Genomic DNA, 26041 nt, shown 5'->3' on the forward strand with positions numbered 1-26041 from the left:
GAGACGAACGGCCTGCCATTGCAGGCCGTTTTATTCTGGAAACCTAACTCGGTAGCGGGTACTCCGCCCTTCCCCCGGCAGCTTTTCAATACATTCCCGTTCCAATAACTCTGCGAGATGGCGGGTTGCTGTCGCTTTACTGACCTTGGCGACTTTTTGATATTGAGACGCACTGATACCTAAAGCAAAACTGTTTTCACCGCCATCTAATAGGCGATTAAGCACTTTTATCTGCTCGCCCCTCAACCCGCAGTTATTGTGCTTTAACCAGAAGCGATTCTTGGCCAATGTAGAGCGAACTCCTTCAGATGCTTGATTCAAGCTCTGTTCCAGAGTGGCGATAAACCATAGTAACCAAGGTGTGATATCCAGACTTCCACGTTGGCATTGCTCCAAAATAGCGTAATACCCATCGCGGTTCTCAAGGATGGCGACTGACATGGTGTAAAGATGAATACTTTGGCTATCCGCTTGTGATAATGCCATGTCGGTCAGTGCTCTAGTAATACGACCATTACCATCCTCGAAGGGATGCAAGGTGACGAACCAGAAATGTGCTATTGCGGCTCGTAAAAGTGGATCAACCGCGTTATCAATGCGAGATACATTAAACCAATCGATAAACTGTTTTAGTTCCGCAGACAGAACATCGCGAGGTGGTGCTTCAAAATGAACCTTTTCCTTGCCCATTCGGCCTGAAACGACCTGCATCGGCTCCCCCCCTCGCAATTGACCGCTCTTAATAGGATTCAGCATCCATGAATTATGGGGAAACAGCCATTCGTGCCATTGATACAATCGTTCAAGCGTTAAATCCGCATTACATTCATGAATGGCGTCGAGCATGATGTCAGCCAAACCATCAGAACGATCAGACGTCGGGTCACTCTCTGTCAAAATCATCCCGAGCTTTTTTGCCAGCGATGAACGCACCGAGCGGACATTAAGTTGCTCATTTTCTATTTTTGATGACGCAACAATATTCGCCAAAAGCACATCTAAGGTTTTTAAGGCGCTTTCAGCCGAGGTATTTCCCCTATTTTCACCAAGGAGTTGGCCGAGCTTAAACCGGGTGTTGCGTAGCTGGGGCTGAATAAGCGCCTCATCCCAGTAAAAATGGGGCCACTTCTCATGCTGCCACACCCATAGGTTTTCGTGCATCGTTATCTCCAGAGTTGAGAGTGAGCCGATTAGTCGCCATGTTCGGCTCATTTTTTGAGCCGAATAAACAGTATATTCGGCTCATCAAGACATTGCCAGCCCTTGCATATAATCCTCAAATACCGGATGACCCATCACCACATCAATAAAGCAGCTCAGCGCGGGTGAGTTTAATTTGCGGCTTGGATAGACCAAATAGAGCTCATTGCCCTCGGCTTGCCATTGGGGCAACACTTCAATTAGCTGGCGGCTCGCCACCACGTCACGGCTTAAAAATGCGGGGAGTAGCGTGATCCCGCCACCTGCGAGGGCGCATTCGCGGGCATACAGCAGATTATCCGTGACATGCTGCACTGGTACTTGCCAGCGATAAAACTCACCTTCACGGCGCAGGATTAGCGCCTGCCAGGCGCGATGGGCAATACAGTGGTGCATCGCCAACTGGCTTGGGTGAGACAAAGGGGGATGCTGTGCCAAATAGTCTGGCGCAGCCAGCAGATAGCGTGGTGCATAGCCCAATCGGCGGCCAATCAGTGACGAGTCCTGCGGCTTCCCGGTGCGCAGCGCCACATCAAAGCCCTCCTCCACCAGATCCACCATGGTATCCGACACCAACACCTCCAGCAGCACATCCGGATATTGCCGCTGAAAATCGGTCGCCAGCCGCGCCAGCAAGGTGGCACCTAATCCTGCCGGCGTTGAAATACGCAAGCGCCCACTGGGGTTATCTTTCAGCCGTTGCAGTGCCAGATCTGCGCGCTCAGCCGCGTGTAACATCTCTTGGCAATGCACCAAATAGCGCTCACCGGCAAAGGTCAGATTCAACTGACGGGTAGTGCGGTTGATCAGCCGAATCCCCAGACCTTGCTCTAACTGACTGATGCGCTTACTGACACTCGACTTCGGTAAACCGGCCATTTCAGCCGCGCGGGTAAAGCTGCCACACTCTGCGACTCGCGCGAACAGCGCCATATCCTGCAGTTGCTTAAACATGATTGTTTACCTCAGACGAACACTGCGTTAGTGATTGTCCATCTTATCACTGCCAGCAGATAGGTCTAGACTCCATAAATACGCTAAACAGGAAGATAAAAATGACGATGAAAGCTATTGCCGTGAATCCACAACAACCCGCTGATTTTATTGAAATCACGTTAGATCTGCTTACCCCCGGCCCCTTTGATTTGCTGGTTGAAGTCAAAGCGGCATCCATCAATCCGGTTGATACCAAAGTGCATAGCAGCTTGAAGAAAAACGGCCTGCAACAGCCACGGGTCCTGGGCTGGGATGCAGCCGGTGTGGTGGTCAGTGTCGGCGAGAAGGTCAGCGGTTTTCGCGCTGGCGATGAAGTTTGGTATGCGGGTGATATCACCCGCCCCGGCAGCAATGCCAATCAGCAGTTGGTCGATGCCCGCATTGCGGCCCATAAACCCCGCACTCTCAACTGGGCGCAGGCCGCCGCGCTGCCATTGACCGCCATCACTGCGTGGGAAGCACTGTTCGAGCACCTGAACATCCAACATGCCAGTGCCGGGCAAAACTTGCTGATCATCGGTGGTGCCGGCGGTGTCGGCTCATTGGCTATTCCATTGGCAGCACTGCGCAGCCCGGTAAAAGTGATTGCGACCGCGTCACGACCGGAATCAGCCGCCTGGTGCCGTGAACGGGGGGCGGATTTGACGGTAGATTACCGCGACCTGAAAGCGCAGTTGGCGAAAGAAGGTATCGATAAAGTAGATTACATTCTCTGTTTGAATGACACCGATGGCCACTGGCCCGCCATCAGCGAACTCATCGCACCACTAGGGCAGATCTGCACCATTGTTGAGAATGAAAAACCCTTGGATCAGAATCAGTTAAAGCTGAAGAGTGCGGCCTTACATTGGGAATTTATGTTCACCCGTAGCATGTACTCTACGCCAGATATCGCCCAACAAGGGGAGATTTTACAGCAGGTGAGCCAGCTAGTGGATGAGGGCAAACTGCAAGGGACGCTGAGCGAAACACTGCACGGCCTGACGGTAGAAAACCTGCATACTGCCCATGCACAAGTGGCAAGCGGGCATATGCAGGGCAAGATAGTGATTGCTTACTAAGGTTACTCTTCCCGCGCTTCAGCCAATACTGAAGGGCGGGCAAGACGTTGCAGGTCGGCGGCCAGGAGCTGCTGAACCAACTCGACACAGCGCAGGAAGCGCGTGTCATAGTCGGCCGATTCAACATGCACATATTCAATATTATTACTGCGCAACATCTGCTCCAGTAAATGCTGAAAAGCTTTGCGGTCACGATCACTGCCAAGGCTACGCAGCCCATCGGCGACCCATGGCGTGTTGTTCTCCAGCAAGATAACCAGATCAAAGCGGTATTCATCAATCAGCGCCTGCACAAAGGGGTGTTCGCGCCCCTCATATTTTTTGCAGAATGCCTGGGTGGTGACAAAATCGGTGTCGATAAAGGCCACTTTATTAGCATATTTCACCGCAAAATCGACGTACTGCGCTTGCCCTAGTGCAATCTTGTCATAATCGGAATATTGCAGCGCCATCTCATCGCCGCCAAGGTGAGAGAAAACATAGTCGCGACCATACTCCCATGCACTGGTGGTATTAAAGATATTAGCTAACTTATTGACCAATGTAGATTTCCCGCTGGACTCCCCCCCCAATATCGCCACGGTACGGACAAAAAAGGGCTTCACTTCTGTCGGAATGTAATCCCAGTAGCGGAAAGGATCGCGGCGGATTTGGCGGCCACTGATGTTCATAAATGAGCGCTGTGGGTCAATCAGAATGGTTTCGATACCCAACTGCTCGCGGTAACGTGGTGCGTCCTGACTTTCGCTGGAGTAAATAAAACTGGGGACGATGCCCTTTTCAGCCATGAATTTTTTGACGCCACGGCTCCAGACATCCCAACCATGGGGATAAGGTTCAATCCCATGCTCGTCAAATGAGTGAATATGGATGTTTTTCTGATACTTAAAGGTTTGCAGCAACCAGCGCAGGCGGTCACTGACCGTGGGCTGTTGTGACATCGAACTGTTTTCGAACAGCTCGCGATCGCGGGGTTCATCATGACACAAAATGACATGCAACTCGTCGACCTGGCTACAGGCGCGCTGGATTAAAAAGATATGACCGGTATGGAGCGGGTAAAATTTACCAAACACCACCCCCACTTTTTTCTCGCGGCGTGGGAACTCCAGCTCAAGAAAACGGTGTAAGGCTTCCAGCTTTTGCGCACTGGGGCTTTTGATTTTGTCGTTGAGTAGCTGGCTTAAATACCCCTTCGTCATACCGCTGGCTTCAGCCACCTGCTGTAAGGTACAGCCCTTTTGCTTAATTGCTGTTTTGAGATAGTCGAACTGCAGCATACCGCCTCCTTGTTTAGTGCGCTAAACAAAAATAACACAGTATGCTGCGAGATCCGTACTACTAAATGCACGGTTACAAATCTTCTAAAACGGCCAAAGCATCAGCCAGTTTCTTCACGCCGAAAACCTGCATATTGGGCAGCGGTTTCTTCGGCATATTAGCGTAAGGCACGATAGCGCGTTTAAATCCGTGTTTAGCCGCTTCGGAAATACGCTCCTGACCACTGGGCACCGGCCTGATTTCACCCGCCAGCCCCACCTCACCGAACACCACCAGATCTTGTGGCAGCGGACGGTCGCGCAGGCTAGACACCAGCGACATCAGCAGCGCCAGATCGGCGCTGGTTTCCGTCACTTTCACGCCACCGACCACATTGACGAACACGTCCTGATCCGACATCTGCAAGCCGCCGTGGCGATGTAACACCGCCAGTAAGATAGCCAGCCGGTTTTGCTCCAGCCCGACCGCCACCCGGCGGGGGTTAGACATCATGGAGTGATCCACCAGCGCCTGGATCTCGACCAGCAGCGGGCGCGTCCCTTCCCACACCACCATCACTGAACTGCCCGCCGTCACTTCATCCCCTCGACTGAGGAAGATAGCCGATGGATTACTGACCTCCCGCAGACCTTGCTCGGTCATGGCGAATACGCCGAGTTCATTGACGGCACCAAAGCGGTTTTTGTGGCTGCGCAGTGTACGGAATCGGGAGTCACCGTCGCCATCGAGCATCACAGAACAGTCGATGCAGTGCTCCAGCACTTTTGGCCCCGCCAGCGAGCCATCTTTGGTGACATGGCCGACCATCACAATGGCGACGCCGCGCGTTTTAGCAAAACGCGTCAGATAGGCGGCGGTTTCGCGCACTTGCGCCACACTGCCCGGCGATGATTGGATATCCGCCATGTGCATCACCTGAATGGAGTCGATCACCATCAGTCGTGGCTGCTCTTGCTCGGCAATCAGGCAGATCTGCTCAATGCTGGTTTCTGATAGCATATTCAAGCCCGCAGTGGGCAAGCCCAAGCGATGCGCACGCATCGCAACCTGTTGCAGCGACTCTTCGCCGGTGACATACAGGGTTTTCATATTTTCAGATAATTTGCAGAGCGTTTGCAGCAACAGGGTACTTTTCCCCGCCCCCGGATTGCCGCCGATCAGAATGGCACTGCCCGGCACCACACCACCACCGAGCACCCGATCAAACTCAAGAAAGCCAGTTGAGAAGCGCGGCTGCTCATCCAGACTGATATCCGATAGTTTCTGTACTCGGCTAACACCTGTATCACCGGCATAGCCGCCAAAACGTTCAGTTCGTGACGAAGAGGAGGAGACCGCCGCCAACCGCACCTCAGTAATGGTATTCCAGGCATTACACGCGCTGCACTGCCCCTGCCAGCGCGGATAATCCGCCCCGCACTCATTACAGACAAATGCCCTTTTTGGCGCTTTAGCCACGATTCACCTCAATCTAATAATAAAACATCCCCAAAATCATTGGTGCTACAGCTAGGCCGCCAGTGAACTCATCCCGATCAACTTACTCTGGTCAGTGATTCGAGTAACGAGTGCCGCTAACAACACTGTAGTGACAAGGACGAAGGGGGTTAGCGTTCTTCGTGTTTTAGGCTACCGGTCAGGATACACAACACACTGATCAAATCACCGTGACGGATAGCCACTTTCGCCTTCGCATAAACCTTTGGTTTAGCATGGAAAGCCAGACCCAGACCGGCAGCTTGCATCATTTTCAGGTCGTTAGCACCGTCGCCTATCGCCACCGTTTGCGCTACCGGGATATTCAACTTTTCGGCCAGCTTGAGCAGGGTGTCGGCTTTATATTGCGCATCGACAATCGGCCCCAGAACTTTGCCCGTCAGCTTGCCATCTCTTATCTCAAGCTCGTTGGCGGCAACATGCACCAGCCGCAATTTGTCGCGCAGATACTCGGCATAATAGGTAAAACCGCCGGAAGCAATCGCCACATGCCAATCCAGCGCCTGAAGCTTGCGCACCAGACTAGTCAGCCCCGGCATGAGTGGCAGCTCGTCGCGTACCTGTTTTAGGATATTGGCATCGGCCCCTTTCAGGGTGGCCACGCGTTGACGTAGGCTGGCGGAGAAATCCAGCTCACCTTGCATGGCGCGCTCAGTGACGGCTGCCACCTCTTCACCCACACCGGCCAGCTTGGCAATTTCATCGATACATTCAATTTGGATGGCAGTGGAGTCCATATCCATCACCAACAGGCCTGGGGTGCGTAAATGCGGAATGGCCCCCAATGGCGCAACATCAAGGCCACTCTCATCGGCCAGCGTTTTAATCCGGGGCGTCAAGCTGCCCGCCAGACGGATAACCTGATAATCCTCCACGCACCAGGCAGAAACAATCACCATTGCCGCGCCCAGTTGGCGTTGAAAATCGGTAATGCGCTTTTTATCCAGTTTCCTGCCGTACAACAGCCAACCCGTGTGACCAGCACGATAATCCAGCGGCATAACTTCATCGCCACTGAGTGAAAGTGGCAAACCCGGCCATTGGTAGATCTCCGCGGGAAGATCACAATAGGTCAGACTATTAGACATGAATAACTCCTGTAGAGAACTGGGCAAAGGCAAGACAAAACAACGCATCAAGCTATCCTATCGCCCTTGCTTCTGGCAACATATACCCTAAATAATTCGAGTTGCAGGAAGGCGGCAACTGAGCGAGTCCCCAAGAGCTTACATCAGTAAGTGACTGGGGTGAACGAGGGCCGTCAACACACCTGCAACTTGAAGGATGACGGGTATAAAGTCACCGAATTCGGCAAGGAACCTGCATGGCCAAGGCTAAATTAAAATTTCGACTGCACCGGACCACCATTGTACTGATTTGTCTGGCATTGTTAGTCTTGCTAATGCAAGGTGCATCCTATTTCAGCCTCAGTCATCAACTGGCACGTTCGGAACAAGTTGAAGAGCTGGCGAAAACATTGGCGAAACAAGTCACTTTCAGCCTGTCACCTATCATGGACAGCGGTGATGACGATATCGACAGCCAGAAAGTCGATGCCATCCTCCAGCAACTGACGCAATCAAGCCGCATCCTGGATGCCAGTGTCTATCAGATTGACGGTACACTCGTGGCCGCCGCCGGTGAGAACGTAAAAGTTCGTGATCGGCTAGCTTTAGATGGTAAACGCCCCGGTAGCTATTTTAACCACCAGATTGTTGAGCTTATCCCCGGCAAAAGCGGGCCAAGTGGATTTCTGCGTATGACGCTGGACACCCATGTGCTGGCGACCGAATCCAAGCAGGTGGATAATACCACCAATTTACTGCGCCTGATGATATTGGTCGCGCTGGCAGTGGGCATTATTCTGGCACGCACCCTGTTGCAAGGCCGCCGCAGCCGCTGGCAGCAATCGCCCTATCTGCTAACCGCCAATACGCCGGTGAAAGAGGATGAAAGTGAAGATGAGGTGCCGGAGTCAGACAAAAAACCTGGCGAGAAGTAGTGCCGCAAACAAAGCGGCGACAACAAGAGCGAGCAGATTATGCCATGCGCTCAATGACAGGGGTCAGTGAAGCTATCTTTTCCTGCATCTGACTGGCTATCACTTTAAAGCCGCTACTGATAGCTGAGTGTGCCCCCACTTTTTGCCAGAATTGCAGTGCTAACTCTTGCGCCAGCAACCAATGCTCCCGGCTTATATCAATAGATAACGTTATATCGGGTGCTGTATGTCGCATATTCCCCGTATTTGACGGAGCAAAAGCCATTGGCAGCATGTCGTAAATGGGGGCAAGAGATAAAGGCCTATTTTCGGGATACAAGAATGATAAATTTCCATGATGCATGTCTGTATTCGCAATCAATATCCCGAAAGCCCAGATTAAGTGCACTTGCTCAAGTTGGGCGGAACTCAGTAAGCCTTTTGCCGCCAGTTCGCGGCAAACTTTTGGCCAACTGGCCACTGGCATACCGACAAATTCAGCATTCACGGCTTCCAAAGACACCATACCAACGCGGCCACGCGGCCCATATCGGTCAAAACGTTCAACCTCAAGGAAGATTTGCCGATCCTGATTTTGCAAGATATGGGTGGCGGATGCCGGGTAGTCGGCACCCTTTAATATATTCAGCACCAGAGACTCGGCAATGAGCAGGTCCGCCCAGCGTTGTGAGTTAGGGTTATCCTGTGTGGCGGTAAATTTAACAATAACATACGCCGGTGGTTGTTCTGTGTATCCGGCATAACAGGTAAATTTGGGTTGTTTCCCCCCCGCAGAAGACCCCACCATTTCACCGGCGAGTGCCATTTGGGACAATTCGGTGTAACGAGCTAACTTATTCGCTGGCTCAATCGGTATTGCATCAGGGGCCGCTAGCCAATTTTGATAGCTTTGCTCTCCAATCAATAGATTGCCATTCATATCATCCGCCTGACGGGACAGTGCAAGTAAAATATGATCTTCACTCCACAAGCGGATATCATCCGTGAGCTGCAATTTAGTTGCGACTGACTTTCCCCAAATTCGCCCGAGAAATCCCTGAGGGCGCATATCGGTCAAATACCAAGGCAAGCTATCAAATTGCTGCCAAGTATCAAATTCCAATTGATGCACACAGCACATCTCGGCTGGATGGGTAAGATATAGTGTTGCGAAATGAGCAGCATGGCCTCGCTCGTCAACACGATACAGGGGAAATCGCCCCTCTTCTGTGCAATCTCCGGCAATAGGACGCCGTTGCTGGCCCTTGACGTAATAGCGCTTCCAGAGAGAGCATATGAATAGATTATTGAATAGAAAGATGAATAGAAGATTGAATGAATTTATAGCGCTAATTAACTGATGTATAAATAATTTTATTTTTAACAATAGTTTTTATGAATAGATTCAGCAGCAGAAAAGCCTACTGCTGAATAGAAAACGCAGTACGAGTGTTAAGCTTTGTCGCCCAACAACACGGATTCCAATGCAATCTCAATCATGTCATTGAACGTGGTCTGGCGTTCGGCGGCGGTGGTTTGCTCTCCGGTACGGATATGGTCAGACACGGTACAGATAGTCAGGGCTTTCGCGCCGAATTCAGCAGCCACACCATAGATACCTGCGGCTTCCATCTCCACGCCCAGAATGCCGTATTTCTCCATAACATCAAACATTTGCGGATCTGGCGTGTAGAACAGATCAGCAGAGAAGATGTTACCCACACGCACATCAATGCCTTTTGCTTTGGCAGCATCAACGGCATTGCGGGTCATTTCGAAATCAGCAATCGCTGCGTAGTCGTGATCTTTAAAGCGCAGACGGTTTACTTTGGAGTCGGTGCAAGCCCCCATACCAATAACCACATCGCGCAACTTAACGTCAGCACGTACCGCGCCGCATGAACCCACACGGATAATTTTCTTTACGCCAAAATCGGTGATCAACTCTTTTGCATAAATGGAGCAGGATGGGATGCCCATCCCGTGGCCCATCACCGAGATTTTACGGCCTTTATAAGTGCCAGTGAAGCCCAACATGCCACGCACGTCATTCACTTGCTTCACATCTTGCAGGAAGGTTTCTGCGATAAACTTCGCACGCAGCGGATCCCCTGGCATCAGTACAACGTCAGCGAAATCACCCATTTCAGCATTAATATGTGGCGTTGCCATAATCACTTTCCTTAAAAATCAGATAATTAAATTTTGTATTACCAAACCGTTTTCAAATTTTAACTACTTTGTGCAGTTCGGAAAAACTTTGGTATCACGAGCGTAGATGAGCACAGGCAGTTTGGGTGCGGCCAGCGCGCAAAAACCGGAGCGTACACGAAGTACGTGAGGATTTTTAGCACTGCCCAATCCCAAAATGACACGCTCAGCTTAGCTTCATGCCCTAAAGCATACTCTTACCGTAATCCATTGGGGATAGGTTGAAATACTTCGCCACCGTCTGCCCAATATCAGCAAAGGTTTCACGGTGCCCCAGTGACCCCGGCTTCACTTTTGGGCCATAAACCAACACCGGAATATGCTCACGGGTATGGTCGGTGCCTGGCCAGGTTGGGTCACAGCCGTGGTCAGCGGTCAGGATCATAATGTCATCGTCTTTCACCAGCGCCAGCAATTCTGGCAGGCGGCGGTCAAACAGTTCCAGTGCAGCGGCATAGCCAGCAACATCACGGCGATGGCCGTATGAAGAGTCAAAATCAACAAAGTTGGTGAACACGATGGTGTTATCACCCGCTTTTTTCATCTCTTCAATGGTGGCATCAAACAGCGCATCCAGACCCGTGGCTTTCACTTTTTGCGTGATGCCCACATGGGCGTAGATATCGGCGATTTTACCAATAGAAACCACTTCACCGCCCTTCTCATCCACCAGTTTTTTTAGCATGGTTGGTGCTGGCGGTTCAACGGCCAAATCATGGCGGTTGCCGGTGCGCTGGAAGTTACCCGGCTTATCGCCGATGAATGGACGTGCAATCACACGGCCAATATTGTAGCCGCCTTCGGTCAGCTCTTCGCGGGCAATTTCGCACAGCTCATACAGGCGATCCAGACCAAATGTCTCTTCATGGCAGGCAATCTGGAACACCGAGTCAGCTGAGGTGTAGAAAATCGGCTTGCCGGTTTTCATATGCTCTTCGCCCAGTTGGTCGAGGATAACCGTGCCGCTTGAGTGGCAGTTACCCAGATAGCCCGGCAAGTTGGCGCGTTTGACTAGCTTATCCAGTAACTCCTGCGGGAAGCTGTTTTCGACATCACTGAAGTAGCCCCAGTCGAACAAGACCGGCACACCGGCAATTTCCCAGTGGCCTGATGGCGTGTCTTTACCGGAGGATAATTCGCTGGCATAACCATAAGCGCCAATGATATCTGCATCTTTATCCAGCCCTATCGGGAATTTACCGGTCGACTCTTCAGCCGCTTTACACAGCCCTAAACGGCTCAGGTTCGGCAGCGTCAATGGGCCGCTACGACCCACGTTAGCTTCACCACGGGCACAGGCTTCAGCGATGTGGCCCAGTGTATCCGCCCCTTCGTCACCAAATTTTTTAGCATCTGCGCTCGCGCCAATACCAAACGAGTCTAAAACCATAATAAATGTACGTTTCATTATTCTCTCCTGCAAAGATCCACCCGCCTGGCGGGGATCATCAAAATGGGGCGATTATTCCGTGATACGGCGATAGATAACGGGCGTCTCTTCCGCTGCTTTGTCACCCAGTGTAATTGCCGTGCGCACGGCATCTGCCGCCTGCTGCCAATCATCTTCGTTATTGGCATGAATCACGGCTAATGGCTGCTGGCTATCAACATGAGTACCCAAACGGGCCATATCGGTTAAACCAACACTGTAATCAATAGAATCTGTGGCGCGACGGCGACCACCACCGAGGGCTACCACGGCCATACCTAATGCACGTGTATCCATGGCAGTGATAATACCCGGCCGCTCAGCAAAGACCGGCTTACTCAACATGGCAACCGGCAAATAACTGTCATAGCGCTCAACGAAATCACTGGGGCCTTTTTGCGCCGCCACCATACGACCAAAGAGTTCCGCCGCTTTGCCGTTATCCAGCACCGCTTGCAGCCTGGCTCTGGCATCGGCATCATCTTGCGCCAGGCCACCGGACAACAGCATTTCCACACACAGCGCCATGGTCACTTCCAGCAGGCGCGGGTTGCGATACTCGCCGGTCAGGAAACGCACGGCTTCGCGCACTTCAACGCCATTACCCGCGCTGGAGGCCAAGACCTGATTCATGTCAGTCAGTAGCGCCGTGGTTTTGCAACCTGCACCATTCGCGACGCCGACAATCGCCTGTGCCAAATCAGAGGATAGCTGATACGTTGGCATAAATGCGCCGGAGCCGACTTTAACGTCCATCACTAACGCATCCAACCCTTCCGCCAGTTTCTTGGCTAGAATAGAGGCGGTAATCAGCGGAATAGAGTCCACTGTCGCGGTGATATCACGGGTGGCATAAAAGCGCTTATCCGCCGGTGCCAGCGAGCTGGTTTGGCCGATAATTGCCACGCCGACATCCTGAATGATTTTGCGAAACGCACTATCATCGGGGAAAATATCAAAACCGGGAATGGCTTCCAGTTTATCCAGTGTGCCACCGGTATGCCCCAAACCACGGCCTGAAATCATCGGCACATAACCACCACAGGCGGCGACCATTGGGCCAAGCATCAGTGATGTCACATCACCTACACCGCCCGTGGAGTGTTTATCCACAATTGGGCCATTGAGATTCAGGCTCTTCCAGTTGAGTACCGTGCCTGAATCACGCATCGCCATGGTGAGCGCCACACGTTCAGGCATACTCATATCATGAAAGTAAATGGTCATCGCCAAAGCAGCAATCTGCCCTTCGGAAACCACATTATCGCGAATACCATTGATAAAGAAGCGAATTTCTTCTTCGCTTAGTGGCTGACCGTCGCGTTTTTTACGAATAATTTCTTGTGCGAGAAACAAGGCATCCCCCTGTTTATGGAATGAAAGCCGCACTGCGAGCAAATTGGCCCGCAGTGCATCTGCTAAATTCAGTTATTGGCTAAATTCAAATCAGCGCAGACGGTTAATAGCCGCTGCTTTTGCTATCGCTCTGATGACCCAGAGTTGTTAATAAGCTGGCTAACAGACTGGACGCCCCAAAGCGGAAGTGGCGAGGATCTGCCCAGCCTTCACCCATCAATTGATCGGCCAGTTGTAGGAACTGCGCGGCATCTTCAGCGGTGCGGACACCGCCCGCTGGCTTGAAGCCCACGGTTTTACCCACCCCAAAATCGCGAATGGTGCGCATCATAATGCCCGCACTCTCCAATGTGGCATTCACCGGCACTTTACCGGTGGAGGTTTTGATAAAGTCAGCGCCTGCTTTGATGGCAATTTCAGAGGCCTGGCGAATCAAATGCTCTTGCTTTAACTCCCCTGTTTCGATAATGACTTTCAGCAATACATTTGCGGCAGCGCAAGCTTCTTTGCACTGTTTCACTAATTCGAAACCGACCTTATCATTACCCGCCATTAAGGCGCGGTAAGGGAACACCACATCAACTTCATCAGCACCGTAAGCAATGGCAGCACGGGTTTCGGCCAGAGCAATGGCAATATCGTCATTGCCATGTGGGAAGTTAGTCACAGTCGCAATGCGAATTTCAGGTGTACCTTGCTCGCGCAATGTTTTACGCGCAATAGGAATAAAGCGAGGATAAATACAAATTGCCGCCGTATTACCGGCAGGGCTTTTTGCCTGATGACACAACGCGATAACTTTATCATCGGTGTCGTCGTCATTCAGGGTGGTTAAATCCATCAAACTCAGCGCGCGTTTGGCATAATCGTGCAGATTCGCGCAGGCGGTTAATTCGGTCATAATACTCTCCAACACTATTTCAGCCCCGGCATCTTGCCAGAACTGAGCATTTATTTATGAGTGAACCAGAGAGTGTATTGATATCTCTGGCTTTGAACTCAAGACGTTGGCGAGCGGACTTGGTTCCTTGAAGAAAGCCCCATGGGTAATCCCCTAGGTTGCAATTGAGATCCTTCTCACCGCAATACTCTTCTTACTGGAAGTTGCCGCAATATTTGCAGCTCTCACTCAGAAAAGTTAATCATGCTATTTGAACACGTTATCAACACCTGAGATGTGTTCAATTTCACACTAATCAATAGTAATTTGTAACGCGCCAGTATTATATGTGATTAACATCACAAAATAACCTGATTTATGGCTTACCAACACTATTATGCCCACTCGCATCAAGAATAGCTTATGGGCAGAAATAGGGTTAGCTAACCTAATTACAGGGCTAAGAAGAAGCCGGCGATGGTAGCACTCATCAAGTTCGACAGCGTCCCAGCTGCAACCGCTTTCAGACCAAATCGCGCGATATCATGGCGGCGATTCGGTGCCATGCTGCCCAGCCCACCCAGTAAGATGGCGACCGATGACAAGTTGGCAAAACCACAGAGCGCGAAGGAGATAATCGCTTTCGTGTGATCAGAAAGTACCTGCAAACCAGCGGCTTTAACTAACTCTTCTGCCTGTAGATATTGGCCGAAATTCATAAACGCCACGAATTCGTTGACGATGATTTTCTGGCCGATAAAGGAGCCAGCGACCATCGCTTCACTCCACGGCACACCAATCAGGTAAGCGATTGGGGAGAACACCCAGCCCAGAATCAGCTCTAGCGAGAGTTGTGGGTAGTCGAACCAGCCGCCAATTCCGCCCAAAATACCATTCAGCAATGCAATCAATGCGATGAAAGCCAGCAACATTGCACCGACATTCAGCGCCAATTGTAGGCCAGAGGCAGCACCGGAAGCCGCAGCATCAATCACGTTAGCTGGTCGGTCATCTTCAGCAATCAGGGTGGCGGCATCGACGGTATCGTGGGTTTTTTCCGTTTCTGGCACCATCAATTTAGCAAAGAGCAGCCCACCCGGAGCCGCCATAAAGGAGGCGGCGATCAGATATTCCAACGGCACCCCCATCTGCGCGTAACCGGCCAAAACTGAACCGGCGACCGAAGCTAAACCACCACACATCACAGCAAACAGTTCTGATTGAGTCATGGTGGCAATATAAGGGCGTACGACTAGTGGGGCTTCCGTTTGCCCGACAAAAATGTTGGCGGTCGCGGAGAGGGATTCGGTACGCGAGGTGCCGAGCAGTTTTTGTAAACCGCCGCCTAATACCTTAATCACGATTTGCATAATGCCGAGATAATACAAAACCGCGATTAATGAGGAGAAGAAGACAATAACCGGCAATACTCGCAGGGCGAAGACAAAACCACCACCGCCAAAGACTTCAAACATTTTGTCGGAAACCAAACCGCCAAACATAAATGAAATACCGCTATTACCGTAAGCGATAACGTTCGCCACACCTTCAGACATCCCGCCCAGGATACGACGCCCAATCGGCACATATAATACCAGTGCCCCGACGCCCACTTGGAGAATAAAGGCCCCCACTACAGTACGGATATTAATCGCCCTAAAATTACTGGAGAGAAGTACGGCTATTAATATCAGTACTGCCATCCCGACCAAGCTCATAAGCATGAATATAATCCTGTTAATGATTTGTATGAAAATAATATGGGCAGGATTATACCGACAAGCGCGAGCTATCAAACAATCTCTGTCACAAATAAACACAACTCAGAGCAACTGTTAGATATTTATTGTGATAGCAGTCACAGAAAAATCATAACAAAAGAAATAGCACGCTAACTATTAGTTAGATTTTCATGTGCAATCGAGGGGGATGGGGTTATCGCGGAAGTTTATCCGCAGGGGGTAAGCGGAATAAGCGCTGACTATTCGCCAGCAGATGGGCGGCTATCTCTTGCGGCGCTTCTGAGCGCAATTCACACAAAGCCGCGAACACATGCGCAGCACGTTCGGGCCGATTGGGTTGGCCTTGAAAACCAGCCAATGGCATGTCCGGCGCGTCAGTTTCCAGTAACAGAGCAGAGAGCGGTAGTGCCGCCATCACCTTGCGGGTTTTCTGCGCCCGCTCATAGGTGATGGTTCCACCAACGCCAATATAATAACCTAAACGAATGAATGCCTGCGCCTGCGCTAAGCTGCCAGCAAAGCCATGCACCACACCGGTGCGCGGCAATGCAGCTTTGCGCAGTGCAGCAGCCAGCTGATCATGAGAGCGGCGGGAGTGCAAAATAACCGGGAGATCATGCTGTTTAGCCAGCTTAAGCTGAGCCTGTAATAGCGCCAATTGCCGTGGCAACTGTGGCTCATCCATATAGAGATCCAGACCAATCTCCCCCACCGCCACCAATTTTTCAGATCTATTCGCCAAATAAGAGGCCAGCGTCGCTAAATCTGCCTCTTGGTGCTCAGCAATATAGAGCGGGTGCATACCCAGCGCGGCAAACAGCGGCGGATAGCGCTCAGCCAAAGCTAAAATACGGGGGAAGTAAGCCGCACTGACGGCAGGGACAACCAGTTGTCTGACATTCGCCTGCGCAGCGCTCGCTAAACTGGCGACCTCCTCACCACTAAACGGTGGAAAGTCAAAGTGACAGTGGGTGTCAACAAAATAGGGGGGATCAATAAATGAGGGCGTCAGCCCCGCTATCAGTGCCATTAGGCCGTATCACCTTTGTTTTTTGCCGCGCTCGCAGGCGAAATAATCTCACCCGCCAAGGGCTTATTTTTGCTTTTACTGCGCGCCGTGGTTGGCACAATCAGCCCACTGTCTGCCACTATCATCTGAGCCGGAAGATGTTGATTTGCCACGGCAACTGAGTCGACTGGCGTGATGATATCCGGCGTTTGAATAACATCAAATGAAAAATCATCGTCATCAATTAACTCAGCCATATCATCTAGCTGGTTAATATTTTGTGGCTGGATCATACGGCGGGAGAGAGGGAGCGCGGTTTTCTCGCCACTCATTTCGCCTTGATACTGCTCGTCACGGGGCAAGAGCCAATGCCCGACGGTAGCCAGGAAATAGCGGCCACAGCGGCGGCCCAAATGGTAATCTTGATTCAGTGCTGCCACACGACTCCCCAGCGCATTACTGGCAAGGGGTTTGGGCGGGAAAATCTCGAAAATCCGCAGGTCACCCGGCGGTTTTTCAATGAATTGCTGAATACGATGATAACTCTGTTCATGCTGCTGCATGATCCGCACCAATTGCTGCAAGCTGCTCTCACTCAGCAGGTGCTCCATTCGCTTCATCCATTGCGGCGTACAGTAAGCCTGCGAAGGGACGGTTCGGATAACCACGATAGTATCCGCGCCACGGCGGTAAGCTTCTTCAACCGGAATTGCATCGCTGATGCCACCATCCTGATAACTTATGCCATCCAACTCAACGCCCTGACGATAAAAACCGGGAATAGCACTGGAGGCTTTAAGCGCTGGCAGCCAGCTTTCACGGTTTGGGGCGATATAGGTTGGCTCGAAATCATCACTACGGCAGGCACACATTAAGAATTCGCGACCATTAATCAGGTGCTGTTCGGCGTGATCGAGTGCCAGCGGCAGTTGCTGTGAAGTGATATCCACCAGCCAGTCGAGATCAATTAAGTGCCCACCACGGACAAAACGTAATGGATTGAAGAAGTTAGCGGTTGTGGTATAACGGGTAATGACGCGACGAGCATAGCCGGGTTGACCGCAGATAAAAGCAGAGAGATTTTGTGCGCCAGCGGATGTGCCAATCATCAGATCAAAAGGGTTAAAGCGGGCGCGCTGGAACTCATCCAGCACACCGGCTGTAAAAATTCCCCGCTGCCCGCCCCCCTCGCACACCAACGCCATTTTACCGGGTTGATATGGTTTATAGGCGAGTGGCTCAATATTACCGAGCGTGATAGGTATTCTGTATCCCACCATCCATCCTTAATTCCGCTACAACAGGTGTCGAGGATACCCCTTCTTCACCTTTGCTGTAACCCTCTCGCCATACTAAAGGCGCTTACGTCCTGTAAACAAACTGATGAGAAATAGCACAATACCGACGACGAAGACGACTTTCGCCGCCCAGGCTGCCGTACCGGCCAGCCCGCCAAAACCTAATGCCGCAGCGATTAATGCAATAATCAGAAATATGATGCCCCAGCGAAACATAAGCTTCTCCTTACCGTTTTAATAAATATTCCGTGGGCTTATCAATAACCCACGAAACACCCGTCAGTCGGATAACAATTAAGGCTTGATGCTCAGATCATTTTTAACACTTTTCACACCATCTACCGCTTTAGCGATACTTTCAGCACGTTCGGACTGGGCTTTATTCTCAACAGTACCGGACAACTGCACCACACCCTCGGTGGTTTCAACTTTTATTTTACGTGACGGGACAATATCATCAGCCAGTAATTTGGCCTTGATGGAGCTGGTTGTTGCAGCATCACCAGCATATTCGCTGACCGATTGTGTTTTTTGATCTTTTACATGCAGCTTATCGCTAACGGATTTAACACCTTCAACGTTTGCGGCAATCTCAACGGCAGTTTCAGCTTCTGCCTGAGAAGTGACGAAGCCACTCAGCGTCACGACGCCATGGTTGGTTTCGACTGAAATATCAGTACTTTTGAGGGATTTCTCCTCCAGCAACGCGCTTTTCACTTTTGCCGTTGCTGCGCTATCCCCCATGTAGTTATCCACTTTCTTCATGGAGCTATCGATTTTGGCACCGGTACTGTCCACAGCGTTGGAGGCTTTATTGAGCATAGTGTCTTCGGCCAGCACACTGCCGCTGATAAGCGCAGTACCTAAAACAACAGCCATCACTGAACGGGCAAATTTTGTGTTTTTCATCGATTTCTTCCTTTATTTATTGTTTTGAACCCCAAACTGGCTATAACGCCCCCAATTTGCGGATTCTTATGCCACCGCAGAGGGGTAGCCATTTGATGAATACTTTACGATTACTACAGATTGGTCGCCCCAAAGTGAATGCGACTCAGTCTGCGCGTAGTTATAAAGATAGAGCATTTGGGGAGAAATACAGTCGGAATCGGCTTAAAGGCAGATTTTTATGACTAAGTCAGAGTTATCTTAAAGAGATAATTATGAGGTAAATTAATGAATCGGGGTAGGTTGTACCCCGATAGAGTGCGGCTTGTGGCGGGATTAATGCTCGCGAGTTTTACGGAAACGGACTTCTGGGTAACGCTCTTGCGTAATATTGAGATTGACCATGGTTGGGGCGATATAGCTCAAATTATCACCGCCATCTAATGCCAGGTTAACTTCATTTTTACGTTTAAACTCTTCGAATTTCTTCACGTCATCACATTCAACCCAGCGGGCAGTTGAGACGTTAACGGATTCATATACCGCTTCCACGTTGTATTCGCTTTTCAGCCGTGAAGAGACCACTTCAAATTGCAGAATACCGACCGCGCCGACAATCAAGTCGTTGTTAGTCAATGGGCGGAACACCTGCACCGCGCCCTCTTCTGACAGCTGAACCAAACCTTTCAGCAGCTGTTTTTGCTTCAATGGGTCGCGCAGACGAATGCGGCGGAACAGTTCAGGGGCGAAGTTAGGAATACCGGTGAACTTCATATCTTCACCTTGGGTGAAGGTATCGCCGATTTGGATCGTGCCATGGTTATGCAGGCCGATAATGTCGCCGGCATAGGCTTCTTCAATGTGCGAGCGGTCACCGGCCATAAAGGTCAGCGCATCGGAGATCACCACATCTTTCTTGGTGCGCACCTGGCGCAGCTTCATGCCTTTCTCGTAACGACCTGAAACTACACGCATAAAAGCAACGCGGTCACGGTGTTTCGGATCCATATTGGCCTGGATCTTGAATACAAAACCGGTGAATTTCTCTTCAGCTGCGACCACGACCCGCGTGTCGGTTTTACGTGGCATCGGGGCTGGTGCCCATTTGACCAAACCATCCAGCATGTGGTCGACACCAAAGTTACCCAGCGCAGTACCAAAGAAGACCGGCGTTAAGTCACCCGACAGGAAAGCTTCATGATCAAACTCATGGGAAGCGCCTTGAACCAGCTCCAGCTCCAGACGGAACTGCCTGGCGATATCTTCGCCCACCGCAACATCCAGATCCGGGTTATTTAGCCCTTTAATCATGCGCACTTCCTGAATGGTGTGGCCTTTGCCGGTCTGATACAGGTAAGTTTCATCTTTATAAAGGTGGTAAACCCCTTTAAACGACTTACCACAGCTAATTGGCCAGGTGATTGGCGAGCAAGCAATTTTCAGCTCACGCTCCACTTCATCCAGCACTTCCATCGGATCACGGATCTCGCGGTCCAACTTGTTCATAAAGGTCAGGATCGGCGTATCACGCAGACGAGTAACTTCCATCAGTTTGCGCGTCCGGTCTTCAACCCCTTTAGCCGCATCAATCACCATCAAGCAGCAGTCGACCGCGGTCAGAGTACGATAAGTATCTTCGGAGAAGTCTTCATGCCCTGGGGTGTCGAGCAAGTTAACCAGGCAACCGCCGTACGGGAACTGCATCACAGAAGTGGTGATGGAGATACCGCGCTGCTTTTCCATCTCCATCCAGTCAGATTTGGCATGATGGCTTGAGCCACGGCCTTTTACCGTACCGGCGGTCTGGATTGCGTGTCCAAACAGCAACACTTTTTCGGTAATGGTGGTTTTACCGGCATCGGGGTGGGAAATAATGGCGAAAGTACGTCGTTTCGCCACTTCCAGTGCATATTCACTTGGAGACATAGTTTGAAATTTCTACTTTTAGGCCGCCCTGCTCTGGGCCGCACATCCTATTGATGTGCCAGTCAGGCAAAGCAAGGCATTGAATTATGGCGCTATACCCCGCTTATTTGACGTTGCTGCCTACTTAGCGGCAACACCCATCACTTGGGGTATAAGTGGTTATAGCGCGGTATTTTCCCTGATTTATGCGAGATAGACAATTTATTCAAGACAAACCAGCGGTTATTCAAGACAAACCATCAGTTATTCAAGACAAACCATCGGCAAAACAGTGCTATCCCATGGGTAACGCCATCATAATGGCATCTTCACGCCCATCAGCACTCGGGTAGTAGTTGCGGCGCACCGAGACCTCGTTAAAACCCAGACTCTCATACAGGGCAATAGCGCCGGCGTTTGAGGCCCGAACTTCAAGCCAGAGTGTGACGATATCGCGCGTTTCCAACTGGGTAATCAGATGTTCAAGCAGTAGGCGTCCATAGCCCTGACGCTGATACTGTGGATCAATGGCGATATTAAACAGCGTTGCTTCATCCAATACGATTTGGGTAATGGCGAAACCAACCATTCTCTGGTCGACGCTCAATTTAAAATTGAGGTAGCGCTCACCCTGATTGCTGGCTAAGGTTTTTTCCGTCCACGGGAAAGCGTGGCTGGCTTGCTCAATTTGGTACGCTGTGGCCAGATCGGCTGGCGTCAGGATAGAAATCTGCTTCATGGTGACAAATCTGCTGCCAAAGTGCGCGCTTCGCGCTCGCGTCTTGATAAAGGCCGGCCAATGCCGGGCTGTGTAATTGTATACCCGCGACCACGAGTGGTTCACTGATGCCCAGCCGCCAACTGTTGCACTGCGTATCCGCTGGTAACATGGCTACCTGATCCGGTGTCAGCCCATAGGCCTGACGAGGAGTAAGCCCTAAGCTGCGCAATACATCGCACAACAGCGGATCATCATCTTCAGGGAGCGTATCTGCCACGATCAGCAGGCGGGTATCTTCGGGTAAGCGCACTGCAATTTCACCCTGCAAGACCGCTGGGCGGCGCAATGTCCACTGCGTAATGCCAAGCTGTTGTAACAGCAAGTCTCGTCTCGATGCCATGCCATTTCCTGTCAGAGCGACCCGTATTTCGACGCTATGCTAGCAAACCCATCGAACATGCGCCAACAAACCTCTACTTATCAGGCTCACCTTCGGCATATTGGTGATAAATATAGTTAGCTAATCAGTTTCAGATCCGCTTTACGTAGGCGCTTTTGCTCCTGATAGAAATTTTCATGGGAACTGAGACTCAAAAGATACAATTCAATTTTCTGCTCGACCCAACTGTAGCCCAACAGCATCAATTGATTATTGAGTTGAAACTTATGCACCCGAAGATAGCTCAGGTCACCCTTCTTTAATTCACCCATTTCGGGGTTGGCAATAATGAGCTCAATGTTATCTTCAACCACAATAAGTTGTTGTTCAGAGAGCCTACTCAGCGCTTTTGCGAAGCGGCCACTTTCATAAACATCAATCTTCCGACCGCTTGGTTCTTCTGACATAACGTGACACCTTCATATTCTCGATTTCGCTCTTCGCCAGTAAGGTTTCCAGAATAAAGCTGTAAGGCAGATCAGGGTTATCCTCAGCGATACGACCAATTTTTGCCCAGTGTTCGATCTGCTTTGGCACGCTGCGGCTTGATGCTTCGGCGTGAATTTTAACGTCAGTGACAAAATCCTCATCCAGACGAATACTGATTGCCATAGTTTTACTCCTTTTTGCGCAATTTTTAACGTGCGTAGCTGCACTTTTTGTCGTGTAAAATGCACTATTTAATGTACAGATTACACACCCCGCAATAATGTGGCACAAGAGCGCAAAATGCAACAATTTGTCGCTATAATACCACCTCTATTTTGTCTAAAAAATACAAAAATAGAGGTTGAGCCAACAAACCTCTATAATCCCCGATTATATTATTGAGGAGCCAAAGACTGATGTCAGCATTAACCCCAGCCAGTGAAGTGATACTGCGCCATAGTGATGAATTTATAGCCCGCCACGTGTTGTTTGCCGGTGACTTGCAAGATGCGCTGCCAACGCAGTTTGATGCCGCCGGGGTACGGGTTCACTCCAATCAATATCACCACTGGCAATTACTGAGCAATACGCTGGAAGAGAGTGTGCAATTCGGGCTTTTGGCGACACCTGAAATCGTCGCGACCTGCGACACGCTGGTCTATTACTGGCCAAAAAGCAAACAAGAAGCCCAATTCCAATTGGCGAATCTGCTCTCCTTATTGCCGGTCGGCACCGATATTTTTGTGGTGGGTGAAAACCGCAGCGGCGTACGCAGCGCAGAAGAGATGCTCGCTGATTTCGCGCAGTTGACCAAGATAGACAGTGCTCGCCGTTGTGGCTTGTACCATGGCCGCCTGGACAAACAGCCAGAATTTGATGCCGATGACTGGTGGGAGAGTTATCAGGTGGGTGATGTGACAGTGAAAACCTTGCCGGGTGTGTTCAGCCGTGATTCGCTGGATTCAGGCAGCCATCTGTTGCTCTCCACATTCAGCGAGCCATTTAAAGGCAGCGTGCTGGATGTTGGTTGTGGTGCCGGTGTCCTGGCCTCGGTTTTGGCGCAACAATCGCCAAAAATCAAATGGACCCTGAGTGATGTCTCTGCGGCAGCTATCGAAGCCAGCCGGGCAACACTGGCGGCGAATAATATTGATGCGCAAGTGATTGCCAGCAATGTCTATTCCGACATCAAAGGCCGTTTCGAGATGATTATTTCGAACCCACCTTTCCATGATGGGATTCAAACTAGCCTAACAGCGGCTGAAATGCTGATCCGTGGTGCGACCGCGCATCTGCATGTCGGCGGTAAATTGCGTATCGTGGCGAACTCCTTCTTGCCTTATCCTGCCCTGCTGGATGCCGCATTTGGCAGCCATGAAGTACTGGCGCAGAATGGCCGCTTTAAGGTGTATCAGGCAACCGTCGGCCGCGCGCCACGAGACGCTAAGAAAAAACGTTAAGATCAGGCGTTAAGATAGACCATCCCTTCCGCGCCGTAGCGTTCACCTGCTGCGGCATGGAATGGGAACACCGCATCCAGTGCTGCCAACTCTTGCGAGCTGAGTACCACCTCTAATGCCGCCAGATTCTCTTCCAAATAGCGGCGACGTTTAGTGCCAGGGATCGGTACAATGTGTTTCCCCTGTGCCAATACCCACGCCAACGCCAGTTGCGACGGTTTAATCCCTTTATCTTGCGCCATTTTTGTCACGCTATCGGCCAGTGCCAGATTCAGTGCAAAGTTATCGCCCTGAAAACGCGGGTTATGGCGGCGAAAATCATCGGCAGCCAAATCGTCTGGGCTGCGGATCGCGCCAGTCAAGAAACCGCGTCCAAGTGGGCTATAGGCAACAAACCCAACACCTAATCGTTCGCAGGTCGCCAGCACTGATGTCTCCACATCTCGCGTCCACAGTGAGTATTCACTCTGCACCGCAGTAATCGGATGCACCTGATGGGCTATCTCCAGAGTAGTCGCCGAAACCTCGCTCAGACCGATATAACGGATTTTACCCGCCGTGACCAAATCAGCCAGTGTGCCAATCACCTCTTCAACCGGCACGGTGGGATCACCACGATGCTGGTAATAGAGGTCAATCACCTCAACCCCCAGACGCTTCAAACTGCCATCGACCGACTGACGAATGTAGTCAGGGCGGCTGCTGACGCCACGTACCGTCGGATCTGCCGGATCGCGCACAATGCCGAATTTGGTGGCTAAAAAGACCTGATCGCGCTTGCCCTTAATCGCCCGCCCCACCAACTCTTCATTGGTAAAGGGGCCATACATATCTGCGGTATCGAGCATCGTCACCCCCAACTCCAGCGCCCGATGGAGGGTTGCAATGGACTCGTTGGTGTCCTGATTGGTGGAGTAAAAATCACTCATTCCCATGCAGCCAAGGCCCAGTGCCGAGACTTGCGGACCATTCAAACCTAATTGACGTTGTTGCATTGTGATACTCCCCATTAGTGATGTCGGAAGAAAGTGTGGTTGTTTCGCGAGGAAAGATAAATAATGCAGATTACTCATCACTGTTCAAAAAACACCAACAATAGGCGGACGTAATCATGGATCAAATTCAAGCCATGCGGATTTTTGTCCGTATTGTTGAGTTGGGCAGTTTCAGCCGTGCCGCAGAAAAACTGCAACTGCCACGTGCTACAGTCAGCCACACCTTAAAACGGCTGGAGCAGCGGCTAGGCGTGCGCTTACTGGTACGCACCACCCGCCAGGTGAATATCACCGCCGAAGGCACGCTCTACTACCAGCGCTGCCTACAATTGCTGTCGGCGTTTGAAGAAGCGGACTCACTCTTTAGCCACCAACGGCTGCAACCTGAGGGGAAAGTTCGCATCGATATGCCCCACTCACTGGCCCGCAATGTTGTGATCCCGGCACTGAGTGACTTTTATCAGCGCTATCCCCATATCACACTGATTCTTGGTGCCAATGACAGCACTATTGATCTGATGCGCGAAGGGGTAGATTGCGTATTGCGCGCCTGGTTGCCCCACGATGAACAATTAGCAGTGCGCAATATTGGCCAGCAGCCACAGATCACCTGCGCATCACCGGCTTATTTGGCGAAATATGGCGTGCCGACATCACTGGACGATTTGGCTGGGCATCAAGCGGTGGGATATTTCTCACAGCTGACTCTTCGTGATTACCCCTTAGAATTTGCTTATCAAGGGCGGGTTGAAACGCGGGTATTGCCCAGCATCTTGAGTGTTAATGGCGCGGATGCCTATATTGCCGCAGGGGTGGCGGGCTTGGGGCTGATTCAAGCGCCAACACAGGGTATCCAGAGTCAATTAGCGCAAGGGGAGCTGATTGAGGTGTTACCCCACAGCCCACCGCCTGCTATGCCACTGTTTATTATGTTTCCACCAGGGCGATTTCTCGCCCCCAGAGTCAGAGTGCTGATTGACTGGCTGATCGCGCTATTTGCCCATTACCCGCCACCGCCGAGCGGGACGCGGTGAAAGATGTTGTTCAGCGGATAAAACGAAAAACACCTCAAAAATCAAATCAATTGAACAACATATGATGCTTTTTACAGCAAACGTCCCGCTTAGGGGAAATAAGTATTGACCTGAACGTGAAAATCTCTAGAATTCGCCTCCGTGGTTGCATCAAAAAGTCATGTTTCCGGTACGCGATGGTGGCGGAATTGGTAGACGCGCTAGCTTCAGGTGTTAGTGTTCTTACGGA

Annotated in this window: 25 protein-coding genes; 4 read left to right on the plus strand and 21 right to left on the minus strand. The window is 51.0% G+C overall.

Annotation, left to right across the window (positions count from 1 at the left end; genetic code table 11):
• Positions 1 to 30: 30 nt before the first annotated feature.
• Both AACW11_RS17775 and AACW11_RS17780 read right to left on the minus strand, forming a co-directional pair.
• Positions 31 to 1161, minus strand: coding sequence for a Fic family protein (locus AACW11_RS17775; RefSeq protein WP_212584994.1), 1131 nt, complete (start codon positions 1159 to 1161; stop codon positions 31 to 33).
• Between the two features lie 84 nt (positions 1162 to 1245).
• The gene (locus AACW11_RS17780) at positions 1246 to 2154 is read right to left on the minus strand and encodes a LysR family transcriptional regulator (RefSeq protein ID WP_005270693.1); all 909 of its coding nucleotides are present in this window, start codon (positions 2152 to 2154) and stop codon (positions 1246 to 1248) included.
• A 101-nt stretch (positions 2155 to 2255) separates the two neighbouring features.
• Between AACW11_RS17780 and AACW11_RS17785 the strand changes: the two genes are divergently transcribed.
• Positions 2256 to 3257, plus strand: a complete 1002-nt coding sequence (locus AACW11_RS17785) for a zinc-binding alcohol dehydrogenase family protein (protein WP_212584995.1) — start codon at positions 2256 to 2258, stop codon at positions 3255 to 3257.
• Positions 3258 to 3259: 2 nt separating this feature from the next.
• Here AACW11_RS17785 and nadR read toward each other — a convergent pair whose 3' ends face one another.
• The 3 genes from nadR to serB form a co-directional block, all read right to left on the minus strand.
• Positions 3260 to 4537 carry a multifunctional transcriptional regulator/nicotinamide-nucleotide adenylyltransferase/ribosylnicotinamide kinase NadR gene (gene nadR / locus AACW11_RS17790; RefSeq protein ID WP_212584996.1) on the minus strand — a complete coding sequence of 426 codons (1278 nt, stop codon included), beginning with the start codon at positions 4535 to 4537 and terminating at the stop codon, positions 3260 to 3262.
• Positions 4538 to 4610: 73 nt separating this feature from the next.
• Entirely contained in the window at positions 4611 to 5996 is a 1386-nt protein-coding gene (gene radA, locus AACW11_RS17795) for a DNA repair protein RadA (protein WP_212584997.1), read from the minus strand.
• Between the two features lie 149 nt (positions 5997 to 6145).
• Positions 6146 to 7123: a phosphoserine phosphatase gene (serB, locus tag AACW11_RS17800; protein ID WP_212584998.1), complete on the minus strand. Its 978-nt coding sequence runs from the start codon at positions 7121 to 7123 to the stop codon at positions 6146 to 6148.
• 236 nt (positions 7124 to 7359) lie between these two features.
• On the opposite strand from serB, the gene AACW11_RS17805 reads away from it, so the two are divergent.
• Positions 7360 to 8037, plus strand: a complete 678-nt coding sequence (locus AACW11_RS17805) for a YtjB family periplasmic protein (protein ID WP_212584999.1) — start codon at positions 7360 to 7362, stop codon at positions 8035 to 8037.
• Between the two features lie 37 nt (positions 8038 to 8074).
• On the opposite strand, the gene yjjJ is transcribed toward AACW11_RS17805, so the two are convergent.
• The 15 genes from yjjJ to AACW11_RS17880 form a co-directional block, all read right to left on the minus strand.
• Positions 8075 to 9313 carry a type II toxin-antitoxin system HipA family toxin YjjJ gene (gene yjjJ, locus AACW11_RS17810; protein WP_445285830.1) on the minus strand — a complete coding sequence of 413 codons (1239 nt, stop codon included), beginning with the start codon at positions 9311 to 9313 and terminating at the stop codon, positions 8075 to 8077.
• Between the two features lie 155 nt (positions 9314 to 9468).
• The gene (gene deoD, locus AACW11_RS17815) at positions 9469 to 10188 is read right to left on the minus strand and encodes a purine-nucleoside phosphorylase (protein ID WP_032896373.1); all 720 of its coding nucleotides are present in this window, start codon (positions 10186 to 10188) and stop codon (positions 9469 to 9471) included.
• Positions 10189 to 10411: 223 nt separating this feature from the next.
• Positions 10412 to 11635, minus strand: a complete 1224-nt coding sequence (deoB, locus tag AACW11_RS17820) for a phosphopentomutase (protein ID WP_212585000.1) — start codon at positions 11633 to 11635, stop codon at positions 10412 to 10414.
• 54 nt (positions 11636 to 11689) lie between these two features.
• Positions 11690 to 13012 carry a thymidine phosphorylase gene (gene deoA, locus AACW11_RS17825; protein WP_212585001.1) on the minus strand — a complete coding sequence of 441 codons (1323 nt, stop codon included), beginning with the start codon at positions 13010 to 13012 and terminating at the stop codon, positions 11690 to 11692.
• A 103-nt stretch (positions 13013 to 13115) separates the two neighbouring features.
• Positions 13116 to 13913, minus strand: a complete 798-nt coding sequence (gene deoC / locus AACW11_RS17830; protein WP_212585002.1) for a deoxyribose-phosphate aldolase — start codon at positions 13911 to 13913, stop codon at positions 13116 to 13118.
• Positions 13914 to 14344: 431 nt separating this feature from the next.
• Positions 14345 to 15616, minus strand: coding sequence for a NupC/NupG family nucleoside CNT transporter (locus AACW11_RS17835; RefSeq protein WP_212585003.1), 1272 nt, complete (start codon positions 15614 to 15616; stop codon positions 14345 to 14347).
• Between the two features lie 211 nt (positions 15617 to 15827).
• Positions 15828 to 16664, minus strand: coding sequence for a TatD family hydrolase (locus AACW11_RS17840; RefSeq protein WP_212585004.1), 837 nt, complete (start codon positions 16662 to 16664; stop codon positions 15828 to 15830).
• A complete protein-coding gene (locus AACW11_RS17845) occupies positions 16664 to 17923 on the minus strand; it encodes a patatin-like phospholipase family protein (RefSeq protein WP_212585005.1) in 1260 nt (419 codons plus the stop codon). The genes AACW11_RS17840 and AACW11_RS17845 overlap by 1 nt, the downstream gene beginning before the upstream one ends.
• Before the next feature lie 72 nt (positions 17924 to 17995).
• Positions 17996 to 18157: a DUF1328 domain-containing protein gene (locus tag AACW11_RS17850; RefSeq protein WP_004876076.1), complete on the minus strand. Its 162-nt coding sequence runs from the start codon at positions 18155 to 18157 to the stop codon at positions 17996 to 17998.
• Positions 18158 to 18235: 78 nt separating this feature from the next.
• On the minus strand, positions 18236 to 18850 hold the full coding sequence (gene osmY, locus AACW11_RS17855; RefSeq protein WP_212585006.1) for a molecular chaperone OsmY: 615 nt from the start codon (positions 18848 to 18850) through the stop codon (positions 18236 to 18238).
• 315 nt (positions 18851 to 19165) lie between these two features.
• On the minus strand, positions 19166 to 20755 hold the full coding sequence (gene prfC / locus AACW11_RS17860) for a peptide chain release factor 3 (RefSeq protein WP_212585007.1): 1590 nt from the start codon (positions 20753 to 20755) through the stop codon (positions 19166 to 19168).
• A 274-nt stretch (positions 20756 to 21029) separates the two neighbouring features.
• Positions 21030 to 21473, minus strand: coding sequence for a ribosomal protein S18-alanine N-acetyltransferase (rimI, locus tag AACW11_RS17865; protein ID WP_212585008.1), 444 nt, complete (start codon positions 21471 to 21473; stop codon positions 21030 to 21032).
• Positions 21418 to 21855: a DNA polymerase III subunit psi gene (locus AACW11_RS17870; protein ID WP_212585009.1), complete on the minus strand. Its 438-nt coding sequence runs from the start codon at positions 21853 to 21855 to the stop codon at positions 21418 to 21420. Before AACW11_RS17870 ends, rimI begins: the two co-directional genes overlap by 56 nt.
• A gap of 116 nt (positions 21856 to 21971) precedes the next feature.
• On the minus strand, positions 21972 to 22301 hold the full coding sequence (locus AACW11_RS17875; RefSeq protein ID WP_212585010.1) for a type II toxin-antitoxin system RelE/ParE family toxin: 330 nt from the start codon (positions 22299 to 22301) through the stop codon (positions 21972 to 21974).
• On the minus strand, positions 22270 to 22506 hold the full coding sequence (locus tag AACW11_RS17880) for a TA system antitoxin ParD family protein (protein ID WP_212585011.1): 237 nt from the start codon (positions 22504 to 22506) through the stop codon (positions 22270 to 22272). The genes AACW11_RS17875 and AACW11_RS17880 overlap by 32 nt, the downstream gene beginning before the upstream one ends.
• Positions 22507 to 22739: 233 nt before the next feature.
• Here AACW11_RS17880 and rsmC point away from each other — a divergent pair, with 233 nt between their 5' ends.
• Entirely contained in the window at positions 22740 to 23783 is a 1044-nt protein-coding gene (gene rsmC, locus AACW11_RS17885; RefSeq protein WP_049599875.1) for a 16S rRNA (guanine(1207)-N(2))-methyltransferase RsmC, read from the plus strand.
• 2 nt (positions 23784 to 23785) lie between these two features.
• On the opposite strand, the gene AACW11_RS17890 is transcribed toward rsmC, so the two are convergent.
• Positions 23786 to 24778 (minus strand): aldo/keto reductase, encoded by a 993-nt coding sequence (locus AACW11_RS17890; RefSeq protein ID WP_212585012.1) that lies wholly within the window; start codon positions 24776 to 24778, stop codon positions 23786 to 23788.
• 116 nt (positions 24779 to 24894) lie between these two features.
• Here AACW11_RS17890 and AACW11_RS17895 point away from each other — a divergent pair, with 116 nt between their 5' ends.
• On the plus strand, positions 24895 to 25812 hold the full coding sequence (locus tag AACW11_RS17895; RefSeq protein WP_212585013.1) for a LysR family transcriptional regulator: 918 nt from the start codon (positions 24895 to 24897) through the stop codon (positions 25810 to 25812).
• The last annotated feature ends 229 nt before the right edge of the window (positions 25813 to 26041 follow it).

This window comes from Yersinia sp. Marseille-Q3913, assembly GCF_963892745.1.
Classification (GTDB): Bacteria; Pseudomonadota; Gammaproteobacteria; order Enterobacterales; family Enterobacteriaceae; genus Yersinia; species Yersinia bercovieri.

Excerpts from the sequence above, each read along its gene's own strand:
- AACW11_RS17775 (WP_212584994.1), bottom strand. The coding sequence starts at position 1,161 with ATGCACGAAAACCTATGGGTGTGGCAGCATGAGAAGTGGCCCCATTTT.
- AACW11_RS17780 (WP_005270693.1), bottom strand. The coding sequence starts at position 2,154 with ATGTTTAAGCAACTGCAGGATATGGCGCTGTTCGCGCGAGTCGCAGAG.
- AACW11_RS17785 (WP_212584995.1), top strand. The coding sequence starts at position 2,256 with ATGACGATGAAAGCTATTGCCGTGAATCCACAACAACCCGCTGATTTT.
- nadR (WP_212584996.1), bottom strand. The coding sequence starts at position 4,537 with ATGCTGCAGTTCGACTATCTCAAAACAGCAATTAAGCAAAAGGGCTGT.
- serB (WP_212584998.1), bottom strand. The coding sequence starts at position 7,123 with ATGTCTAATAGTCTGACCTATTGTGATCTTCCCGCGGAGATCTACCAA.
- AACW11_RS17805 (WP_212584999.1), top strand. The coding sequence starts at position 7,360 with ATGGCCAAGGCTAAATTAAAATTTCGACTGCACCGGACCACCATTGTA.
- deoD (WP_032896373.1), bottom strand. The coding sequence starts at position 10,188 with ATGGCAACGCCACATATTAATGCTGAAATGGGTGATTTCGCTGACGTT.
- deoB (WP_212585000.1), bottom strand. The coding sequence starts at position 11,635 with ATGAAACGTACATTTATTATGGTTTTAGACTCGTTTGGTATTGGCGCG.
- deoC (WP_212585002.1), bottom strand. The coding sequence starts at position 13,913 with ATGACCGAATTAACCGCCTGCGCGAATCTGCACGATTATGCCAAACGC.
- AACW11_RS17835 (WP_212585003.1), bottom strand. The coding sequence starts at position 15,616 with ATGCTTATGAGCTTGGTCGGGATGGCAGTACTGATATTAATAGCCGTA.
- AACW11_RS17840 (WP_212585004.1), bottom strand. The coding sequence starts at position 16,664 with ATGGCACTGATAGCGGGGCTGACGCCCTCATTTATTGATCCCCCCTAT.
- AACW11_RS17845 (WP_212585005.1), bottom strand. The coding sequence starts at position 17,923 with ATGGTGGGATACAGAATACCTATCACGCTCGGTAATATTGAGCCACTC.
- AACW11_RS17850 (WP_004876076.1), bottom strand. The coding sequence starts at position 18,157 with ATGTTTCGCTGGGGCATCATATTTCTGATTATTGCATTAATCGCTGCG.
- osmY (WP_212585006.1), bottom strand. The coding sequence starts at position 18,850 with ATGAAAAACACAAAATTTGCCCGTTCAGTGATGGCTGTTGTTTTAGGT.
- prfC (WP_212585007.1), bottom strand. The coding sequence starts at position 20,755 with ATGTCTCCAAGTGAATATGCACTGGAAGTGGCGAAACGACGTACTTTC.
- rimI (WP_212585008.1), bottom strand. The coding sequence starts at position 21,473 with ATGAAGCAGATTTCTATCCTGACGCCAGCCGATCTGGCCACAGCGTAC.
- AACW11_RS17870 (WP_212585009.1), bottom strand. The coding sequence starts at position 21,855 with ATGGCATCGAGACGAGACTTGCTGTTACAACAGCTTGGCATTACGCAG.
- AACW11_RS17875 (WP_212585010.1), bottom strand. The coding sequence starts at position 22,301 with ATGTCAGAAGAACCAAGCGGTCGGAAGATTGATGTTTATGAAAGTGGC.
- AACW11_RS17880 (WP_212585011.1), bottom strand. The coding sequence starts at position 22,506 with ATGGCAATCAGTATTCGTCTGGATGAGGATTTTGTCACTGACGTTAAA.
- rsmC (WP_049599875.1), top strand. The coding sequence starts at position 22,740 with ATGTCAGCATTAACCCCAGCCAGTGAAGTGATACTGCGCCATAGTGAT.
- AACW11_RS17890 (WP_212585012.1), bottom strand. The coding sequence starts at position 24,778 with ATGCAACAACGTCAATTAGGTTTGAATGGTCCGCAAGTCTCGGCACTG.
- AACW11_RS17895 (WP_212585013.1), top strand. The coding sequence starts at position 24,895 with ATGGATCAAATTCAAGCCATGCGGATTTTTGTCCGTATTGTTGAGTTG.